The 13757-nt window shown below is 62.9% G+C and carries 15 protein-coding genes; 6 read left to right on the forward strand and 9 right to left on the reverse strand.

Going from position 1 to position 13757, the window contains the following annotated elements:
- Positions 1-88 precede the first annotated feature (88 nt).
- From H351_RS03735 to H351_RS03745, 3 genes are read left to right on the forward strand one after another with little or no spacing between them, the layout of a single operon-like run.
- A complete protein-coding gene (locus H351_RS03735; protein ID WP_019746079.1) occupies positions 89-871 on the forward strand; it encodes an IclR family transcriptional regulator in 783 nt (260 codons plus the stop codon).
- The gene (locus H351_RS03740; RefSeq protein WP_019746078.1) at positions 868-1680 is read left to right on the forward strand and encodes an alpha/beta fold hydrolase; all 813 of its coding nucleotides are present in this window, start codon (positions 868-870) and stop codon (positions 1678-1680) included. Before H351_RS03735 ends, H351_RS03740 begins: the two co-directional genes overlap by 4 nt.
- Before the next feature lie 42 nt (positions 1681-1722).
- Complete coding sequence (locus H351_RS03745; protein ID WP_003946047.1) at positions 1723-2109, forward strand: RidA family protein; 387 nt, start codon at positions 1723-1725, stop codon at positions 2107-2109.
- Positions 2110-2122: 13 nt separating this feature from the next.
- Here H351_RS03745 and H351_RS03750 read toward each other — a convergent pair whose 3' ends face one another.
- The 9 genes from H351_RS03750 to H351_RS03790 form a co-directional block, all read right to left on the reverse strand.
- Positions 2123-3373, reverse strand: coding sequence for a reverse transcriptase family protein (locus H351_RS03750; protein ID WP_029256744.1), 1251 nt, complete (start codon positions 3371-3373; stop codon positions 2123-2125).
- 240 nt (positions 3374-3613) lie between these two features.
- Positions 3614-4555, reverse strand: a complete 942-nt coding sequence (locus tag H351_RS03755; protein ID WP_019746076.1) for an ABC transporter substrate-binding protein — start codon at positions 4553-4555, stop codon at positions 3614-3616.
- A 42-nt stretch (positions 4556-4597) separates the two neighbouring features.
- Positions 4598-5305, reverse strand: coding sequence for a class II aldolase/adducin family protein (locus tag H351_RS03760; RefSeq protein ID WP_029256743.1), 708 nt, complete (start codon positions 5303-5305; stop codon positions 4598-4600).
- Entirely contained in the window at positions 5302-6456 is a 1155-nt protein-coding gene (locus tag H351_RS03765; RefSeq protein WP_003946051.1) for an LLM class flavin-dependent oxidoreductase, read from the reverse strand. Before H351_RS03765 ends, H351_RS03760 begins: the two co-directional genes overlap by 4 nt.
- A complete protein-coding gene (locus tag H351_RS03770; RefSeq protein WP_019746074.1) occupies positions 6453-7562 on the reverse strand; it encodes an LLM class flavin-dependent oxidoreductase in 1110 nt (369 codons plus the stop codon). Before H351_RS03770 ends, H351_RS03765 begins: the two co-directional genes overlap by 4 nt.
- Positions 7559-8602, reverse strand: a complete 1044-nt coding sequence (locus H351_RS03775; protein ID WP_029256742.1) for an ABC transporter substrate-binding protein — start codon at positions 8600-8602, stop codon at positions 7559-7561. The genes H351_RS03770 and H351_RS03775 overlap by 4 nt, the downstream gene beginning before the upstream one ends.
- Positions 8586-9428, reverse strand: a complete 843-nt coding sequence (locus tag H351_RS03780) for an ABC transporter ATP-binding protein (protein ID WP_029256741.1) — start codon at positions 9426-9428, stop codon at positions 8586-8588. The genes H351_RS03775 and H351_RS03780 overlap by 17 nt, the downstream gene beginning before the upstream one ends.
- A complete protein-coding gene (locus H351_RS03785; RefSeq protein ID WP_020971388.1) occupies positions 9425-10282 on the reverse strand; it encodes an ABC transporter permease in 858 nt (285 codons plus the stop codon). Before H351_RS03785 ends, H351_RS03780 begins: the two co-directional genes overlap by 4 nt.
- Positions 10283-10286: 4 nt before the next feature.
- Positions 10287-11339, reverse strand: a complete 1053-nt coding sequence (locus tag H351_RS03790; RefSeq protein WP_019746070.1) for an NrtA/SsuA/CpmA family ABC transporter substrate-binding protein — start codon at positions 11337-11339, stop codon at positions 10287-10289.
- A gap of 247 nt (positions 11340-11586) precedes the next feature.
- Between H351_RS03790 and H351_RS03795 the strand changes: the two genes are divergently transcribed.
- The 3 genes from H351_RS03795 (at position 11587) to H351_RS03805 (ending at position 13736) form a co-directional block, all read left to right on the forward strand.
- On the forward strand, positions 11587-12336 hold the full coding sequence (locus tag H351_RS03795; RefSeq protein WP_020971387.1) for an IclR family transcriptional regulator: 750 nt from the start codon (positions 11587-11589) through the stop codon (positions 12334-12336).
- A gap of 117 nt (positions 12337-12453) precedes the next feature.
- Positions 12454-12924: an NfeD family protein gene (locus H351_RS03800; RefSeq protein ID WP_029256740.1), complete on the forward strand. Its 471-nt coding sequence runs from the start codon at positions 12454-12456 to the stop codon at positions 12922-12924.
- Positions 12921-13736 (forward strand): slipin family protein, encoded by an 816-nt coding sequence (locus tag H351_RS03805; protein ID WP_020971385.1) that lies wholly within the window; start codon positions 12921-12923, stop codon positions 13734-13736. The genes H351_RS03800 and H351_RS03805 overlap by 4 nt, the downstream gene beginning before the upstream one ends.
- Positions 13737-13757: the final 21 nt, after the last annotated feature.

Below are 13757 nucleotides of genomic sequence, written 5' to 3' on the forward strand. Positions count from 1 at the left end.
AGTAATTTCCAAGACGAATGCCAAGGGTTTTCCAAGAACACGAGATTTCGGATCGCCGGGTACATCCACGGCACCGGGAGGGGATCGGATGACGAAGGGTTCTGCGTCCGCCGTCGACAAAGCGCTGGATCTACTCGAGGCCATCGCGCGCTCGACCACGCCGATGAAGCTCAGCGAACTGGCAGAAGAAGTCGGGATGCTCCGCCCGACTGCGCACCGAGTGCTCGGAGAACTCGCGAACCGTGGTTGGGTCTTCCGCTACGACGGTCGCTATCTCCCCGGCCCGGCTGCACTGCAGGTTTCCCACGAAGCGGCAGCGCACTCGTTGGCGGCCTTGTGCGATCCGACCATGCGGGTGCTGTCCGAGAGCACCGACATGATGGTGAATCTGCAGGTTCTCGAGAGCGGCGGAACGCGGATCATCGCGGCGCTGCGTCCCGAGAGACTCAAGATGATCACTCGGATGCTCGGGGATCTGCTTCCGCCGCACCGGTTCGCGGGTCCGCTCGCGTTGGTCGCGGCACTCGAGGACAACACCCGGGCGCCCTACCTGGCGATGGTGGAGAAGAGCGGCTATCCACTGGAAGGCCCCACCGGCTTTCTCGCCGACATAGCCGAGACGCAGAAAACCGGATTCGCCGTTGTACACAAACGATCTCAGGACATCATCGGTTCGGTCTCGCGTGCAGTGTCTTCCCGCAAGGGATCTCCGCTCTGCGCGTTGACGGTGATCGGGTTCGATACCGACTTCGATGCGAAAACGACGCGAATGGTCGAAGAACACCTGCTGCGGGCCACCGATGAAGTGCAGCAACTCCTCACTGACCACACTTCGGGCAAGCGCCCGTCCGACACAGGAGAAGAAGGATGATTTCACGGACCGAGGGCTTCATCACCGTCGCAGACGGCGAACGGGTCTGGTACGAGACTGCCGGCGAAGGCCCGGATCTGATTCTCACGCACGGTCTCGGCGGCAACGCCGCGGTCTGGTACCAACAGGTACCGTACTTCGCTCAGCATTATCGGGTAATCAGCTGGGATCAGCGAGGATTCGGACGGTCCACCAACGAAAAGGGCAACCACGGCCCGGTAGCGGCAGTCTCGGATCTGATCGAAATCATGAACCTGTTGGAGGTCGATCGAGCGCACGTGGTCGGCCAGTCGATGGGCGGTTGGGCCGCATTGGGGACCGCGATCGCTGTTCCGGAGCGGGTGGAGTCGGTAGTCCTGGCCTGCACGACCGGCGGCATTCCCGTCGGATTCGGTCCGGACGGCACACCTCCCCTCACCGCGGCGCCCGTCACGGCGCGGCCACTGGGGGAACACCCCGCTGTGGGCGGACGGTTGCCGAGCTTGGACATGGCGAGGGCATACCTGTACCAAGCTCTCGGCACCTTCGGTCATCGCCCACCTGACACCGAGTTCTTCCGAATTCTCAAGGCCCACAACTACTCGCCGAGCGATCTTGCCGCGGTGACGGCGCCGGTTCTGCTGATCGCGGGTGAGCTGGACGATTTGATGACACCCGAGCGGATTCGCAGCGCCGCCGAGTTCCTGCCCCACACCGAAGTGGTCGAACTTGCCGACCGCGGCCACTCCCCCTACTTCGAGGACCCACACGCGTGGAACGAGTTGGTGGCGCACTTCCTGGCCGATGTTCGTGCCCGCCCAGTGCGCTGAAACACCAACTCGTCACGCATATTCCAACTCCGAGGAGATCTAATGGATTCATCTCAGACCGTCGAGTTCATCCCACCCGCTTTCGATACGCCGTTCTCCACCGGAGTGCGCGTCGGAGACGTTCTGTATCTGTCGGGTCAGATCGGCATGCTCCCGGACGGGACTTTGGCCGACGGCTTCGAAGCGCAGGCTCGACAGACCATGGAGAACATCGTGGCTTCGCTGATCGCTTACGGTTCCGGCGTCGAAGCAATCTTCAAATGCACTGTCATGCTTGACGACATGTCTCGTTGGCAGGAGTTCAACAAGGTCTACCTCGAGTACTTCCCGGCGTCGAGACTGCCGGCCCGCAGTGCGTTCGGAACAGATGGACTGGCGCTGGGTGCGCACATGGAGGTCGAATGCATGGCGTACACACCGCGGGTCTGACTGCTCGCGGACACTAGCCGTCCCAATCCACACGTTCAGCCAGGCGCAGCAATGTGTGTCGGCGCGTAGTGCTGGTTTCGCCGATGTGCGCGATCCGGCCGTAGACGTGGGCGCGGAAGTTCTCGATACCGTCCCGATTCTGTTCCTGCGCAGAAGTACTGGCGGCATTGTACAGCAGGGCACGCAAGCGATCGTAGTCGTCACGCGGATACGACGGTTGGTCGTTGATCACCAGCCCGGTGAGGTGTTGGCGTCGATGAGGGCGCATCACCTTGGTCTTTCGTGGATGGATGGCAAACCCTTCGTCCCTGGCGATCTGCTCGACGCTCCAGAGGAGGGTTCCGACGTCGGCTACTTCGATTCCGGAGAAGGCGAGGTCGTCGGCGTATCGGGTGTAGGTGAGCCAGTTTGCTTGTGCGAGTCCACTCAAGCGGATATCGAGTTTGCGCGCGACGAGATTCGCCAGTGCAGGCGAAGTTGGCGCGCCTTGCGGAAGATGCGCGGTGCGTAGCTGTGATGCCTGTGCATACGGTAGGCCGCGCAGGGTATCGGCAGGTGTTGCAACAGTGCACAATCCGGTGAGAACTCCCGCCACTGCGGGTGGATAGCCGAGGGCTGTGAAGACGGCGTGAACGCGGCTGCCGCTGATCGAGGGGAAGAACTGCGCGAGGTCGACACCGATCACGATTTCCGACTGTGCGTGCGGCGCTGCAAAAGTCAGAGGGCTTCGACCACGGACGAATCCGTGTGCCGCGTCGTGCGGGGGCACCAGGTCGAGTATGCGGCGCAGAATCTTGCGCTGAATTTCGCGCAATCGAGGTTTCGGTACCTCGAGGAGGCGAGCGCCGGTCTTCTTGCTGATCTGCATGGGCCGGTAGTGGCGTAGCGGTAGGGGTTTCGTGCGGAGCCATTCCCCTCGGTCGGCAAACCACTCGAGTTCGGAGATCGTCAGATCCAGTGCACGAGCCAGGTCCACACTGGTGTTGTAGCGGGGAACGTCGAACCGCCACACCGAGGATTCATTGGTGTCCAGTGAGAGAGGAACAGGCCGCAGGCGAGGTAGTTCGCGAAGCAATCGGTACAGAGTCTGCGGTTCGAACGGTGGGGCGGGCATGAGGTCGAGAACGCGCACGGCCAGGAGCGTCGGGGAAACACCGAAGACGGTTCCGAATGCCTCCTCGAGGCCGCTGAGGGTCCACGGAGCGTCAGCAGCCGCAACGGCCAGACGACGCGCCAACTCGGGATCGAGCTCGAAGTCACGCATGATTCGACTCCGGGATGCGACGGGGCGGGGTGACCAAATCCTTTGTCCGGTGCGGCGGCAAGCACGCGGAGCGTGCCGAACGCCGGTGGACGCAGTATCCAATTCTTCTGGCCGACCCAGGGGTTACCCCTGAGACTGGTCGCGTGGACCAACTCTCACCCACGCGCCGCCGCATCCCTTCACAATGGCAGACCGTCCGGTATCTGTCACGTGTGAAGCGGATCTGCTAGGTGTGGGTTCTCAGATCGACGAACGATCCGAACCGACGAACTCGCTGATCCACGGCACGACTGCTTCGCGGACGGTGACCGCCTTCGGCAGTAGCCCGTTGCTCAGCAGGAGATCGGCCGCTCGCTGCTGCTCGTCGAGGAACTCGTCGGTGACCGGGTTGACACCGAAAGGACGCCCGCGCAGTGCAGCTTCCCAGGCATCGATGCTCGCGGACCCGCCACGCTTCTCGATGTCGTCGACGAAGATCTGCGCGGCTTCGCGGGGGTTGGCTTCGATCCAGGCGTCGGATTCCTGCAGGGCCTCGATGATCGCCTGGAGGGCCTCCGGGTTGGTATCCGCGAAATCGCGCCGGGTGAACCACAGTGAGGGGTGGCTGAAGAGTCCGTCGGTGGCGATCAGCGTGCGCAGTTCGTGGTTCGCTTCGATGTCGGTCAGCCCCGGGTACGCCCCTACCCAGGCATCGATGGTGCCGTCGAAGAGGTCCGCTCCACCACCGCGCACGTCGGTATCGACGGGGACGATGTCGGACCAGGTCAGCCCCGCCTGATCCAAGGCGAACAACAACAGTGTGGTCTGCCACGATCCGTGCGCGATGCCGACGCGCTTGCCGCGCAGGTCCTCTACCGTGTTGATCTCGGACTCTGCCTTGACTACCAGGCGCCCGTTCTCCACGCGGGGGCCGGAGATTCCGATGTAGACGAGATCGCGGCCCTGGGCCAATCCGGTGACCGGCGGCGTGAATCCGGTTCCGATCACATCGTATCCGCCCTCCTCGAACAGCCAGTCCGAGTGCAGGGTCGGCAAGGCGTTTTCCGGGTTCACTGCAGGCTTGGCGGGAAGCTCACGCAGGTCCACCCACTCGACGTCCGGGAGACGACGTTCGAGGATTCCGGTGTGGCGCAAAACGAACAGTGAATTGTTGTGTGGGAAGTATCCGACGCGAACGGTCATGAGATCTACGGTTTCCTGTTCTGAATCAGTGATGGGCGGTGGCTAGATGAGGCCGCGTCGACGCGCCTCGTCGGCGAGTCCGCTACGGCCCCACTGGACCGTGAGGTTGGACGGATCGAATTCGACTGAACCGCCGAGGGTTTCGGCGATCGCCTGGAACTGCGCGCCTTCCTCGAGGAGGACGACGAACTTCGCGAGGTCGAGCAACCCGCTGCGGCCGATGACGTTGACCCCGCCGTTGGCTTCGAAGATCGCCACCAGATCGGGATCGTGTTCGAGACGCTCGAGAATGAACTCGCCCGCAGACCGGGATCGATCGATGTGCGGCGGAATCTCTCGGGAGAGCGTCAGCCTCTGCGAAGCCGCATAGCGGATGGGCAACGTCCGATGGGTCTGGGCCCAACCGCCGAGCCACGGAGTGTGGATGTGGACAACGCTGGTGATTTCCGGATGCTCACGGAACACTGACGCGTAGCCGGTGACAAAACCGGCCGATCCGTTGCCGGACAGCACCTCTCCATCGAACGTAGCAACAACCGGTGACACCGACGGATCGTCCGCCCACGGTCCCGGGTCGTTCAGGGCGACCGCGATTTCGGTGCCGGGTACGCGTTCGACGAAGTTCACGGTCCCGTTGGCTGCAACCGTTCCGGTCTTGCGGAAGACGTCGAATGCTTTGTCTGCTGCTTTGCGCGCTTCTTCGACGAATGCTGCGGTATCGGCGTCGAGTCGAGTTTCGGTGGTGGTCATCGAGTCTCCAGTCCAGAAGGTGTGATCGGGGTGCGCTGCAGGAGGGGAAGAACTTCTTCGCCGACGCGGTATGCCTCTTCGAGATGCGGGTTACCCGCGAGGATGAAGGCGTCGACGCCCAGTTCGCGGAGCTCGTCGAGTCTTTCGGCGACCTGTTCGTAGCTGCCGACCAGTCCGAACGCTGGTCCGCCGCGGATGAGGCTGAAGCCACACCACACGTTGGGCTGCACTTCCAGATCTCGGTAACCGGTGATGTGTTCGGGCACCCACCCCTTGATGCGGGCGGCGCCCACCGAATCACCCTGCGCTGCGCGGTCGGCGGCCCCCTTGTCGACGAAGGCCCAGCCTTTCTCGATCTCGGCCCAGGCGGCTTCTTCGGTGTGCCGGGCAACGACGTCGATGCGTACGGCGAACTTCGGGGTGCGTCCCAGCTTGGCCGAGTTCTCCCGCACGCCGTCGATCTTGGCTCTCAGATCGGCGTACGGTTCCAGCCAGGAAAGGTAATAGTCGGAGTGCAGTCCGGCGGCGGCGACGGCTGCTGCCGAAGATCCGGAGAAGTACACCTCGGGAAACGGCTGGCCGGCAAGCCCGGGTGGCAGTGCAGCGCCGTGGGTTTGGAAGAAGCGACCGTCGAAGTCGAAAGGTTCGCCGTCCCACACACCCTTGAGTACATCGAGGAACTCGGATGTCCTGGTGTAGCGATCGTCATGGTCGACCTTGTCGCCCCACCACAGCTGAGGCGCTCCGCCTCCACCACTGATGATGTTGTAAACCAGACGTCCGCCGGTTGCTCGCTGCAGACTGGCCGACATCCGCGCGGCCTGTACCGGGTGAAGGAACCCCGGTTGGAACGCGACCATGAAACGGTACGTGGTGGTCTCGGCGGCCAACGCTGCTGCGGTCGCCCACGGATCCTCGGTCATCGGGAAGGACGGCAGCAGTCCACCGAGGAAGCCGGCAGACTCGGAAGCCTTTGCCACTGCGGCCATGTGGTCGATGTAGCTGTATCCGTCCAACTCACCGCCGCGGATCGCGGGAGCGATGTTGCCCGGCCCGTATCCACCGGCATCGCCGCGGTTGTAGCGACGCGGAGTACGCAGCGACGCGTGGTCGCCTTCCATCCCGATCCGCCAATAGAAATCGATGCTCATGCGGTGGCCTTCTCTTCTGTGGTGGCCTTCTCTTCCTTGCGGATCCGACCCTCGGGATCGACCAGGTGGAGGAGATGCTCGCCCGCCCGGTGCAGCTCTTCGATGTGTGGTCGACCGGACAAGACGAAACCGTCCACGCCGAGATCGCGATACGACGACAATCGCTGCGCCACTTCCTCGTAGCTTCCGACGAGGCCGATACTGTGCTCGTAGCCGATGCGGTCGAATCCGGACCACAGGATGCCGCCCCGATCGATCTCGAGTGCCGCGGAATCGGCCTCTCTCAGTTGCCGTTCGACGCGAGCCCAGGCTTCGTCGGCTGTTTCCCTCGCGATGATCGGGATGCGCAGGACCTTCTCGACGGTCCTGCCGAGTTCGGATGCTCGGTCGTCGAGGGTGGTGATCCGTGTCGACAACTCGTCACCGGCAAGGGTGAACTGATGGACATCGGCATGGTGGGCCGAGAGTTCCAGAGCTTCCGGTGAGTCTCCGGTCAGATGTACTCGGGGAAAACGGAGTCCCGACAAGATGCCTCGGAATCCGCCGCCGAGTACGTCGTAGTATTCGCCGTCGAAGTCGTAACCCGTGCCGCCGAATCCGCCGGGGAGAATCTGTTCCTCGTTCCACACACCGCGTGCGACGGTCAGGAACTCCGCGGCGCGCGCGTAGCGGTCGGCTCCTCGAACCACGTCTCCGCGAGCAGCGGCGTCTTCGGGGTCCGTCTCTACCTTCACTCGCCATTCGAGACGACCTGCCGACAGGCGCTGAAGTGTCGCCGACATTTTGGCGGCGTAGACGGGGGTGCCGAAAGTGGGGTGAAACTCCACGACCACTCGCGAATGACGCGTCTGACGTAGGGCGGCGGCAGCAACGATCCAGGATTCTTCGCCATTCGGATCGTACGGTGCGACAACGCCGTCGACGCCCGACAGTTCGGCTGCGAGAACGATCTGTGCCAATTCGTCGAAGGGCCCGAAGTTTCCGGGGCGAACATCGGTCGCGACGGTAGTCGGTCGCTGTGGCCCGAAGCCGCCGCGACTGTTCAGCGCGGCCACTGCTCGACGTCCGTCACCGCGCGAGGGCAGCTCCCAGTAGACGTCCGTCATTCTTCTGTGCCCTTCTGCGCGGCGACAAGTGCGCGTGCCTGTTCCAGTGGTTCGTGCGCCACCCAGGACTGTAGGTCGAAGTCGGCGGCAAGGAAGCCGTGCGCATACAGGAATTGTTTCTGCACGCCGAGCAGGTCCACACGCTCGTCCGACAGGCTCAAATGCAGTCCGGTGTGGAAGTTCTCGCCGTAGGCTGCCACCACACCTTCGGGCCCGGACTGTGTTTCGGTCTGCAGCACGGCTCGGACCTCGTCGATGTTGGCTGCGGCCCAGTCCGCTGCTCTCAGGCTCTCGGCGAGGAAACCGACGACGATGTCCGGGCGCTGTTCGAGTAGGTCGGCATGAACCGTGATCGGTCGTGGGGTGCCGTTGTTCACGCGATCACGGAGGGATGCAGTGGAATCGAGATCGACGGCCACGGCGAGGCCGTGTTCGCGGGCAACTTCCTGGGCGCGGGCACCCTTGACGTAGATGGCATCGACGTCGCCGCGGAGCAGGGATTCGACACCCCACGTCGTGTTGCGGGTGGACGAGGCGGTGCGGACCTCGGGGGCTGCGGTCGTCGCAACCTCGACGAGGGTGACGTCGGCAAAACTCAACTCGCCCAGTCGAAGTGCGGAGGCGAAGCCGTGCAGGGCCATGGCGCGAGGAAAGCTCCTGGCCTGATCCGCAGCCCAGGCCGGGATACCGATCCGAGCGCCGGCCAGAAGACCTGCTTCTCGGATGTCGGAGTCTCCGCGCACCAGGATCGCCTGGGCCTCGTCGATCCAGGTGAGCCCGATGAGCCGCGTCGGAGAACCACTGGCACGCGCGGCCAGTGCGGGGACGTTGCCGCCCTCACGAATGAGTCCGGAGAGATGGTGATCGAAATGGCGCACTGCCAATTCCGGTCCGGCATCTTGCAGTACGCCGAAACGCACTCCGGATTCGTTTGCCGTCCGGTCGAGCCAACCGAGACTGTTGGCGAGACCGCTGGCGGTGGGAACGGGGCAGCGGGTGTACCAGAGTGTGTCGATTGCGGAATCAGCGATCAATGTCATGACTGTCCTGTCCGTCGGGGAAGGTGCGGCCGACACCGAGTTCCTTCAGGAAACTCGCTCGGTAGCGCAAAGATTCGGGATCGTTCCGATCGCGGGGGCGTGGCAGGTCGATGTCGACGTCCACGGCAAACCCGCCCTTGTCGAGGATGAGCACGCGGTCGGCAAGTCGTACGGCTTCGTCGACGTCGTGCGTGACGAGTAGTACAGCCGGACGGTGGCGGGCGACCAGATCGCCTACCAAGTCTTGCATTTGGAGCCTGGTCAAAGCGTCGAGGGCCGCGAACGGTTCGTCGAGCAGTAATAGTTCAGGTTCGCGAACGAGAGCGCGAGCCAATGCGACGCGTTGGGCCTCGCCGCCGGAGAGGGTGGCCGGCCAGGCACGGTGCTTGTCCGCGAGGTTGACCTCGGAGAGTGCGTTGCGTGCATTGTCGGTCACCTGACGTGACCGCTTCTGTCCGACTGTGACATTGGCCAGAACTCGCTTCGACGGGATCAATCGCGGTTCCTGGTAGACGACCGTGCGGTCGCGCGGAACCAGCACCTCGCCGCTGTCCGGTGCTTCCAAACCGGAGAGCACTCGCAACAGGGTCGTCTTGCCGGTGCCGCTGGGGCCGAGGAGAACGACGAACTCTCCGCGTGTGATCTCGAGGTCGATACCTCCCAGAACAGTCTTGTCACCGAACGACTTCCGCACTCCGGTGAGTGAGACTGCCACCGGTGATCCGGCTCGTCGTTCGGCCGCAGTGGTGCCGGTCCGCTCACGCGTTGCCAACGGCGGCAGAGGTGCTTCGGAGGTAGGCAGCGAGCCGACGGTCGTGTTCGTCACCGCGCCACCGACAATCTCCGCCACGGCATGGAGTACCGCTCGATCAGCCTGACCACGGCGTCGAAGATGAGACCCAGCGCCGCGTACATGACGATGCACAGAACCATGTAGTCGGTGCGGTTGTATTCCTGCGCCAGGGTGACCAGGTATCCGATCCCCTCACGTGTGCCGACCTGTTCGGCGGCGATCAATCCGGTGATGCTGAGCGACAAGCAGATTCGAAGCCCCATCAGAACACCGGGGAGGGCGGTCGGAAGAATCGCTCCGAACACCAGTCGCCAACCTGTCAGTCCGAAACCCTGTGCCGCTTCGACCATCTTACGATCGACCCCGCGCACACCGAGGTAGGTGTATGCGTACATGGGGGCGACGGTCGCGACTGCGATCAGGACCACCTTGAAAGTTTCGTCGATACCGAACCAGGCGATGAACAACGGAACGAGCGCGAGGAACGGAACCGCGCGGTTGATCTGCATGGTCGAGTCGATCAGTTCTTCACCGAGCGAGGAGAGACCGGACAGAACCCCGAGCACCAATCCGACGATCACACCGACCGAAACACCGAGTGCAGCACGTTGAAGCGACGCGAGACCGAAGTCGACCAACTGACCCGACTGGTACAGCTCGGCGAATGCCGTCCACACCGCCGGAGGTCCGGCCAGGATCTCTTCGCGGATCAGTCCGGTAGCGGATCCGATCCACCATCCGGCAACCAGCAGCGCGGGCACGAGGAAGCGGAGGGGGATCGAGACCCACTTGGGCCTGCTGCGATTGCGCCGGTAGCGGGGCGTTTCGAGTTGCGGATGTTCCACTGACTGCGACGCCGTTCGTGCGGGGCGGGTCAGCGTCACCATCGGGTCACTTCCCCTCGGTGGTGGGCGCTGCCGCTGCCGAACCTGCCACAGCACCCTGGAGGTCGAAGATCACGTCGCTGCCCTTGAGGGGCTGCTGGATCACCTTGTTCTCGGCGAACAGCGTGGAGATGGATTCGAGGTCGGTGGCGTCGGCTGCAGTCGGGTAGCGGAAGTTGGTGATCTGGCCGCCGAGGGTGATCGCGTCGTCGAGTCGCTGTCCGGAGAGTGCACGCGGACCGGTCTGTTCGAAGACGTTCTCGAAGGCTGCTGGGTCGGCCTGCTGCTTCGCGGTGAGTTCCTGAGTGACCTCGAGGAACTTCTGGACCACCTCGGGATGCGCTTCGAGTACTGCGGTGCGGCCGGCGATGATGGTGCTGTCCACGGAGTCGATGCTCGCCTCGGTTGCGATCTCGACTGCGCCCTTGGCCTTGGCCTCCTGATACGGAATCAGGAACGATGCCCACGCGTCGACCTGCCCGGTGGAGAACGCCGACGCCGCGTCAGCCTGTTGCAGAGGAACGCGTTCGACGGAATCGATCGGCACTCCGGCCTGTGTCAGGGCCTTGAGCGTGATGTACTCGCCCTTACCCGCAGGGTTGACGGCGATGCGCTTGCCGGCCAGGTCTGCGACGGTCTTGATTCCGGATTCCGGAGTGGCGATGATGCCGGCCTGGTCCTTGTTGTACGGGTCGGACGTGGCGAAGATGCGGACACCCACGTCCTTCGACAGTGCGCCGACGACGGGACTGTATGCGCCGGTTTGGATGTCGAGCTCACCGCTGTTGAACAGTTTGAGGTTGGAGCTGAATCCCGGTGTGGTCTTGACCCATTCGATCTTTGCGCCCAGCGGTGCCAGCGCCTCGTCGTAGGTTCCGTCACGCTTGCCGACGGCGATGGCACCGGAGTTTCCGGGATCGAAGACTTTGAGCGTGAAGTCGGCGCTGGAATTGCCTGCGGCGCTGTCGGAATCGGAAGACCCACACGCCACCGCCAACCCGGCCAGCGGGATCATGGCGAGCGCAGCGGCAGCTCGTGGCAGTCGGCGGAAGCGGGACATGTATGTGGCTCCTTCAGGCGTTGATTCGTCAGAACTGACGACGATGACGCTATTGGGTGCGTGTCTGTTTTACCCCCGTTTGTTTTCTGGAGATTGGAAATCTTGACAACATCGGAAGTCTGTTCATCTGGGCTTTTGTGGGTCCGCGTCTGGTTCCTTTCCACCTGATGGAAAGGATGGCCGGACTGCTGGGTCCGTGTTAGCGTCCGATTCTCAGGTCGATCAGGCCACAGCGAAAGGATCGTTCGTGACGGACGCACGCGGCGCGGGAGTTCAGACGGTAACCCGTGCCCTGACCATGCTCACATGTTTTCGCAGTGGCGAAGAACTGGGAGTCTCGGAAGTTGCGCGGCGACAAGAGCTTGCGGTCAGCACCACGCATCGATTGCTGCAGTCGCTCGTCGACGCGGGGTTCCTCGAGAAGGACGACGCAACCAGTCGGTATCGCATCGGCGCGGCGCTGGCGGCTTACGGACAGGTCTCCTACCGGCAGCATCGGATCTATCTGTCCGAGCCCTATTTGGAGCAATTGGCCGCGACGACAGGAGCATCCGCCTCCCTGGCAGTGCGAAGCGGAAGTGAGGTGGTGTTGCTCGGATTCAGCCGATGGCGCGAGGCCGACGGGCACGTGCTCCAGGGTGTCCGCCTTCCCTTGCATGCGAGCGCACTCGGGAAAGCGTTTCTGGCGTGGTCCGATGTCGACGATTCCGAGCTCGCTGCGCTGCCACGTGAAGCGACCACTCAGCGTGCGATCACCGATGTTGCCGGTATCCGCCGGGAATTGGAACTGACTCGTGAGCGAGGATACGGATTCAACGACGAGGAGTTGACCCCGGATTACCGAACGATCGGAATTCCGATCATCGATGGATCCGGCACTGTGCGTTACGCTCTCGGGCTTCGTGGTCCGGTCGAGCTGATGATCGACGAACGGATTCCGTTCCTCGCCGACCTTGCCAAGGTAACTGCGCGACAGATCGGTGAAGTGCTTCTCTGAACTGGCGTGAAGTGCTTGTGGCAGATCCGGCCGAACGTGATTACCGTTGAAGCCGAGGGCGCGATCGCACAATGGCTACGCGACGTGACCGCGTCCTCGCGAGCGTGGAGACGAGTGATGACGACGATCGGTGTCGTTGCCCTGCTGCTGGGCGTCCTGTTGATCGTGGTCGAGGCGCATGCCCCAACCGCGGGGGTGCTCGGTGTGCTTGGAGCACTCATGATCGGTGCCGGCGTCTGGATGCTTTTCACATCCGACGGTATCGGCCAATTGATCGCGATCCCGGTGACGGCGGGAGTCGCGGTAGTCGGCCTGGGCGTGGTGGCGGTAGCGAGTCGAAAAGCGCTTACCGCGCGCCGCGCTCCCGTGCGTACGGGGACGGAATCTCTTGTCGGCTCCGACGCGACCGTTCGCAGTTGGACCGGCGCGCAGGGTCAGGTCGAGCTTGATGGCGGATTATGGAGTGCTCGAATGGAATTCGGGTACGACGACTCTGTGCCTGCCGTGGGCGAATCCGTCGTCGTAGAGCAGGTACGAGGCCTGACTCTGAAAGTGCGCCGTCGTGAACCGTGGGAGCTGCCGCTATGACCACCGTGCTTGTCGTGTTGTCCGTGTTTGTCGTGCTGATTGCAGTCCTTGTGGGAATGTCGGTGAGAGTTCTGCGCGAGTACGAGCGCGCGGTGGTGTTCCGCCTCGGCCGATTGATCACCTTGAAAGGCCCAGGCCTGGTGATTCTGGTGCCGGCGATCGATCGTATGGAACGGGTCAGTCTGCGAACCGTCACGCTGAAAATACCGGTCCAAGAAGTGATTACCCGCGACAATGTTCCGGTGAAGGTCACCGCCGTCACCTACTTTCGGGTCGTCGACGCTGACCGTTCGATAGTCGAAGTCGAGGACTTTTTGGCCGCCACCTCACAGATCGCCCAGACCACACTGCGCTCCATCCTCGGTAAAGCTGAGCTGGACTCGCTGCTATCCGAACGTGAACGCCTCAACGAGGATCTGCAGAAAGTCATCGACCAGCAGACCGAACCGTGGGGCGTCAAGGTCACGACCGTCGAGATCAAGGACGTCGAGATTCCAGCCAACATGCAGCGCGCCATCGCCAGGCAAGCAGAGGCCGAACGTGAACGTCGAGCCAAGATCATCAACGCCGACGCAGAGTTTCAGGCTTCGGCCAAGCTCGCCGAGGCGGCCGAGGTGATCAGCCGCAATCCGACCACTCTGCAATTGCGATATCTGCAGACACTTCACGAGATCGGTAGCGAGAACAACTCCACCGTTGTCTTCCCCTTGCCGCTGGATCTTGTCCGGCCCTTCATGGGCGGCCAAGCGGAGGTTTCCACAGCCACCCAAGAACATGCCCGTTCTGTCTGGAATGCGAAAGTTGTTGATTAGCAGCTAGTTTCATCTCGATAT

The organism is Rhodococcus erythropolis R138 (assembly GCF_000696675.2).
In the GTDB taxonomy this organism is placed as follows: domain Bacteria; phylum Actinomycetota; class Actinomycetes; order Mycobacteriales; family Mycobacteriaceae; genus Rhodococcus_F; species Rhodococcus_F erythropolis.

Coding starts and splice junctions, on each gene's coding strand:
- H351_RS03735 (WP_019746079.1), top strand. CDS start 89: ATGACGAAGGGTTCTGCGTCCGCCGTCGACAAAGCGCTGGATCTACTC.
- H351_RS03740 (WP_019746078.1), top strand. CDS start 868: ATGATTTCACGGACCGAGGGCTTCATCACCGTCGCAGACGGCGAACGG.
- H351_RS03745 (WP_003946047.1), top strand. CDS start 1,723: ATGGATTCATCTCAGACCGTCGAGTTCATCCCACCCGCTTTCGATACG.
- H351_RS03750 (WP_029256744.1), bottom strand. CDS start 3,373: ATGCGTGACTTCGAGCTCGATCCCGAGTTGGCGCGTCGTCTGGCCGTT.
- H351_RS03755 (WP_019746076.1), bottom strand. CDS start 4,555: ATGACCGTTCGCGTCGGATACTTCCCACACAACAATTCACTGTTCGTT.
- H351_RS03760 (WP_029256743.1), bottom strand. CDS start 5,305: ATGACCACCACCGAAACTCGACTCGACGCCGATACCGCAGCATTCGTC.
- H351_RS03765 (WP_003946051.1), bottom strand. CDS start 6,456: ATGAGCATCGATTTCTATTGGCGGATCGGGATGGAAGGCGACCACGCG.
- H351_RS03770 (WP_019746074.1), bottom strand. CDS start 7,562: ATGACGGACGTCTACTGGGAGCTGCCCTCGCGCGGTGACGGACGTCGA.
- H351_RS03775 (WP_029256742.1), bottom strand. CDS start 8,602: ATGACATTGATCGCTGATTCCGCAATCGACACACTCTGGTACACCCGC.
- H351_RS03785 (WP_020971388.1), bottom strand. CDS start 10,282: ATGGTGACGCTGACCCGCCCCGCACGAACGGCGTCGCAGTCAGTGGAA.
- H351_RS03790 (WP_019746070.1), bottom strand. CDS start 11,339: ATGTCCCGCTTCCGCCGACTGCCACGAGCTGCCGCTGCGCTCGCCATG.
- H351_RS03800 (WP_029256740.1), top strand. CDS start 12,454: ATGACGACGATCGGTGTCGTTGCCCTGCTGCTGGGCGTCCTGTTGATC.
- H351_RS03805 (WP_020971385.1), top strand. CDS start 12,921: ATGACCACCGTGCTTGTCGTGTTGTCCGTGTTTGTCGTGCTGATTGCA.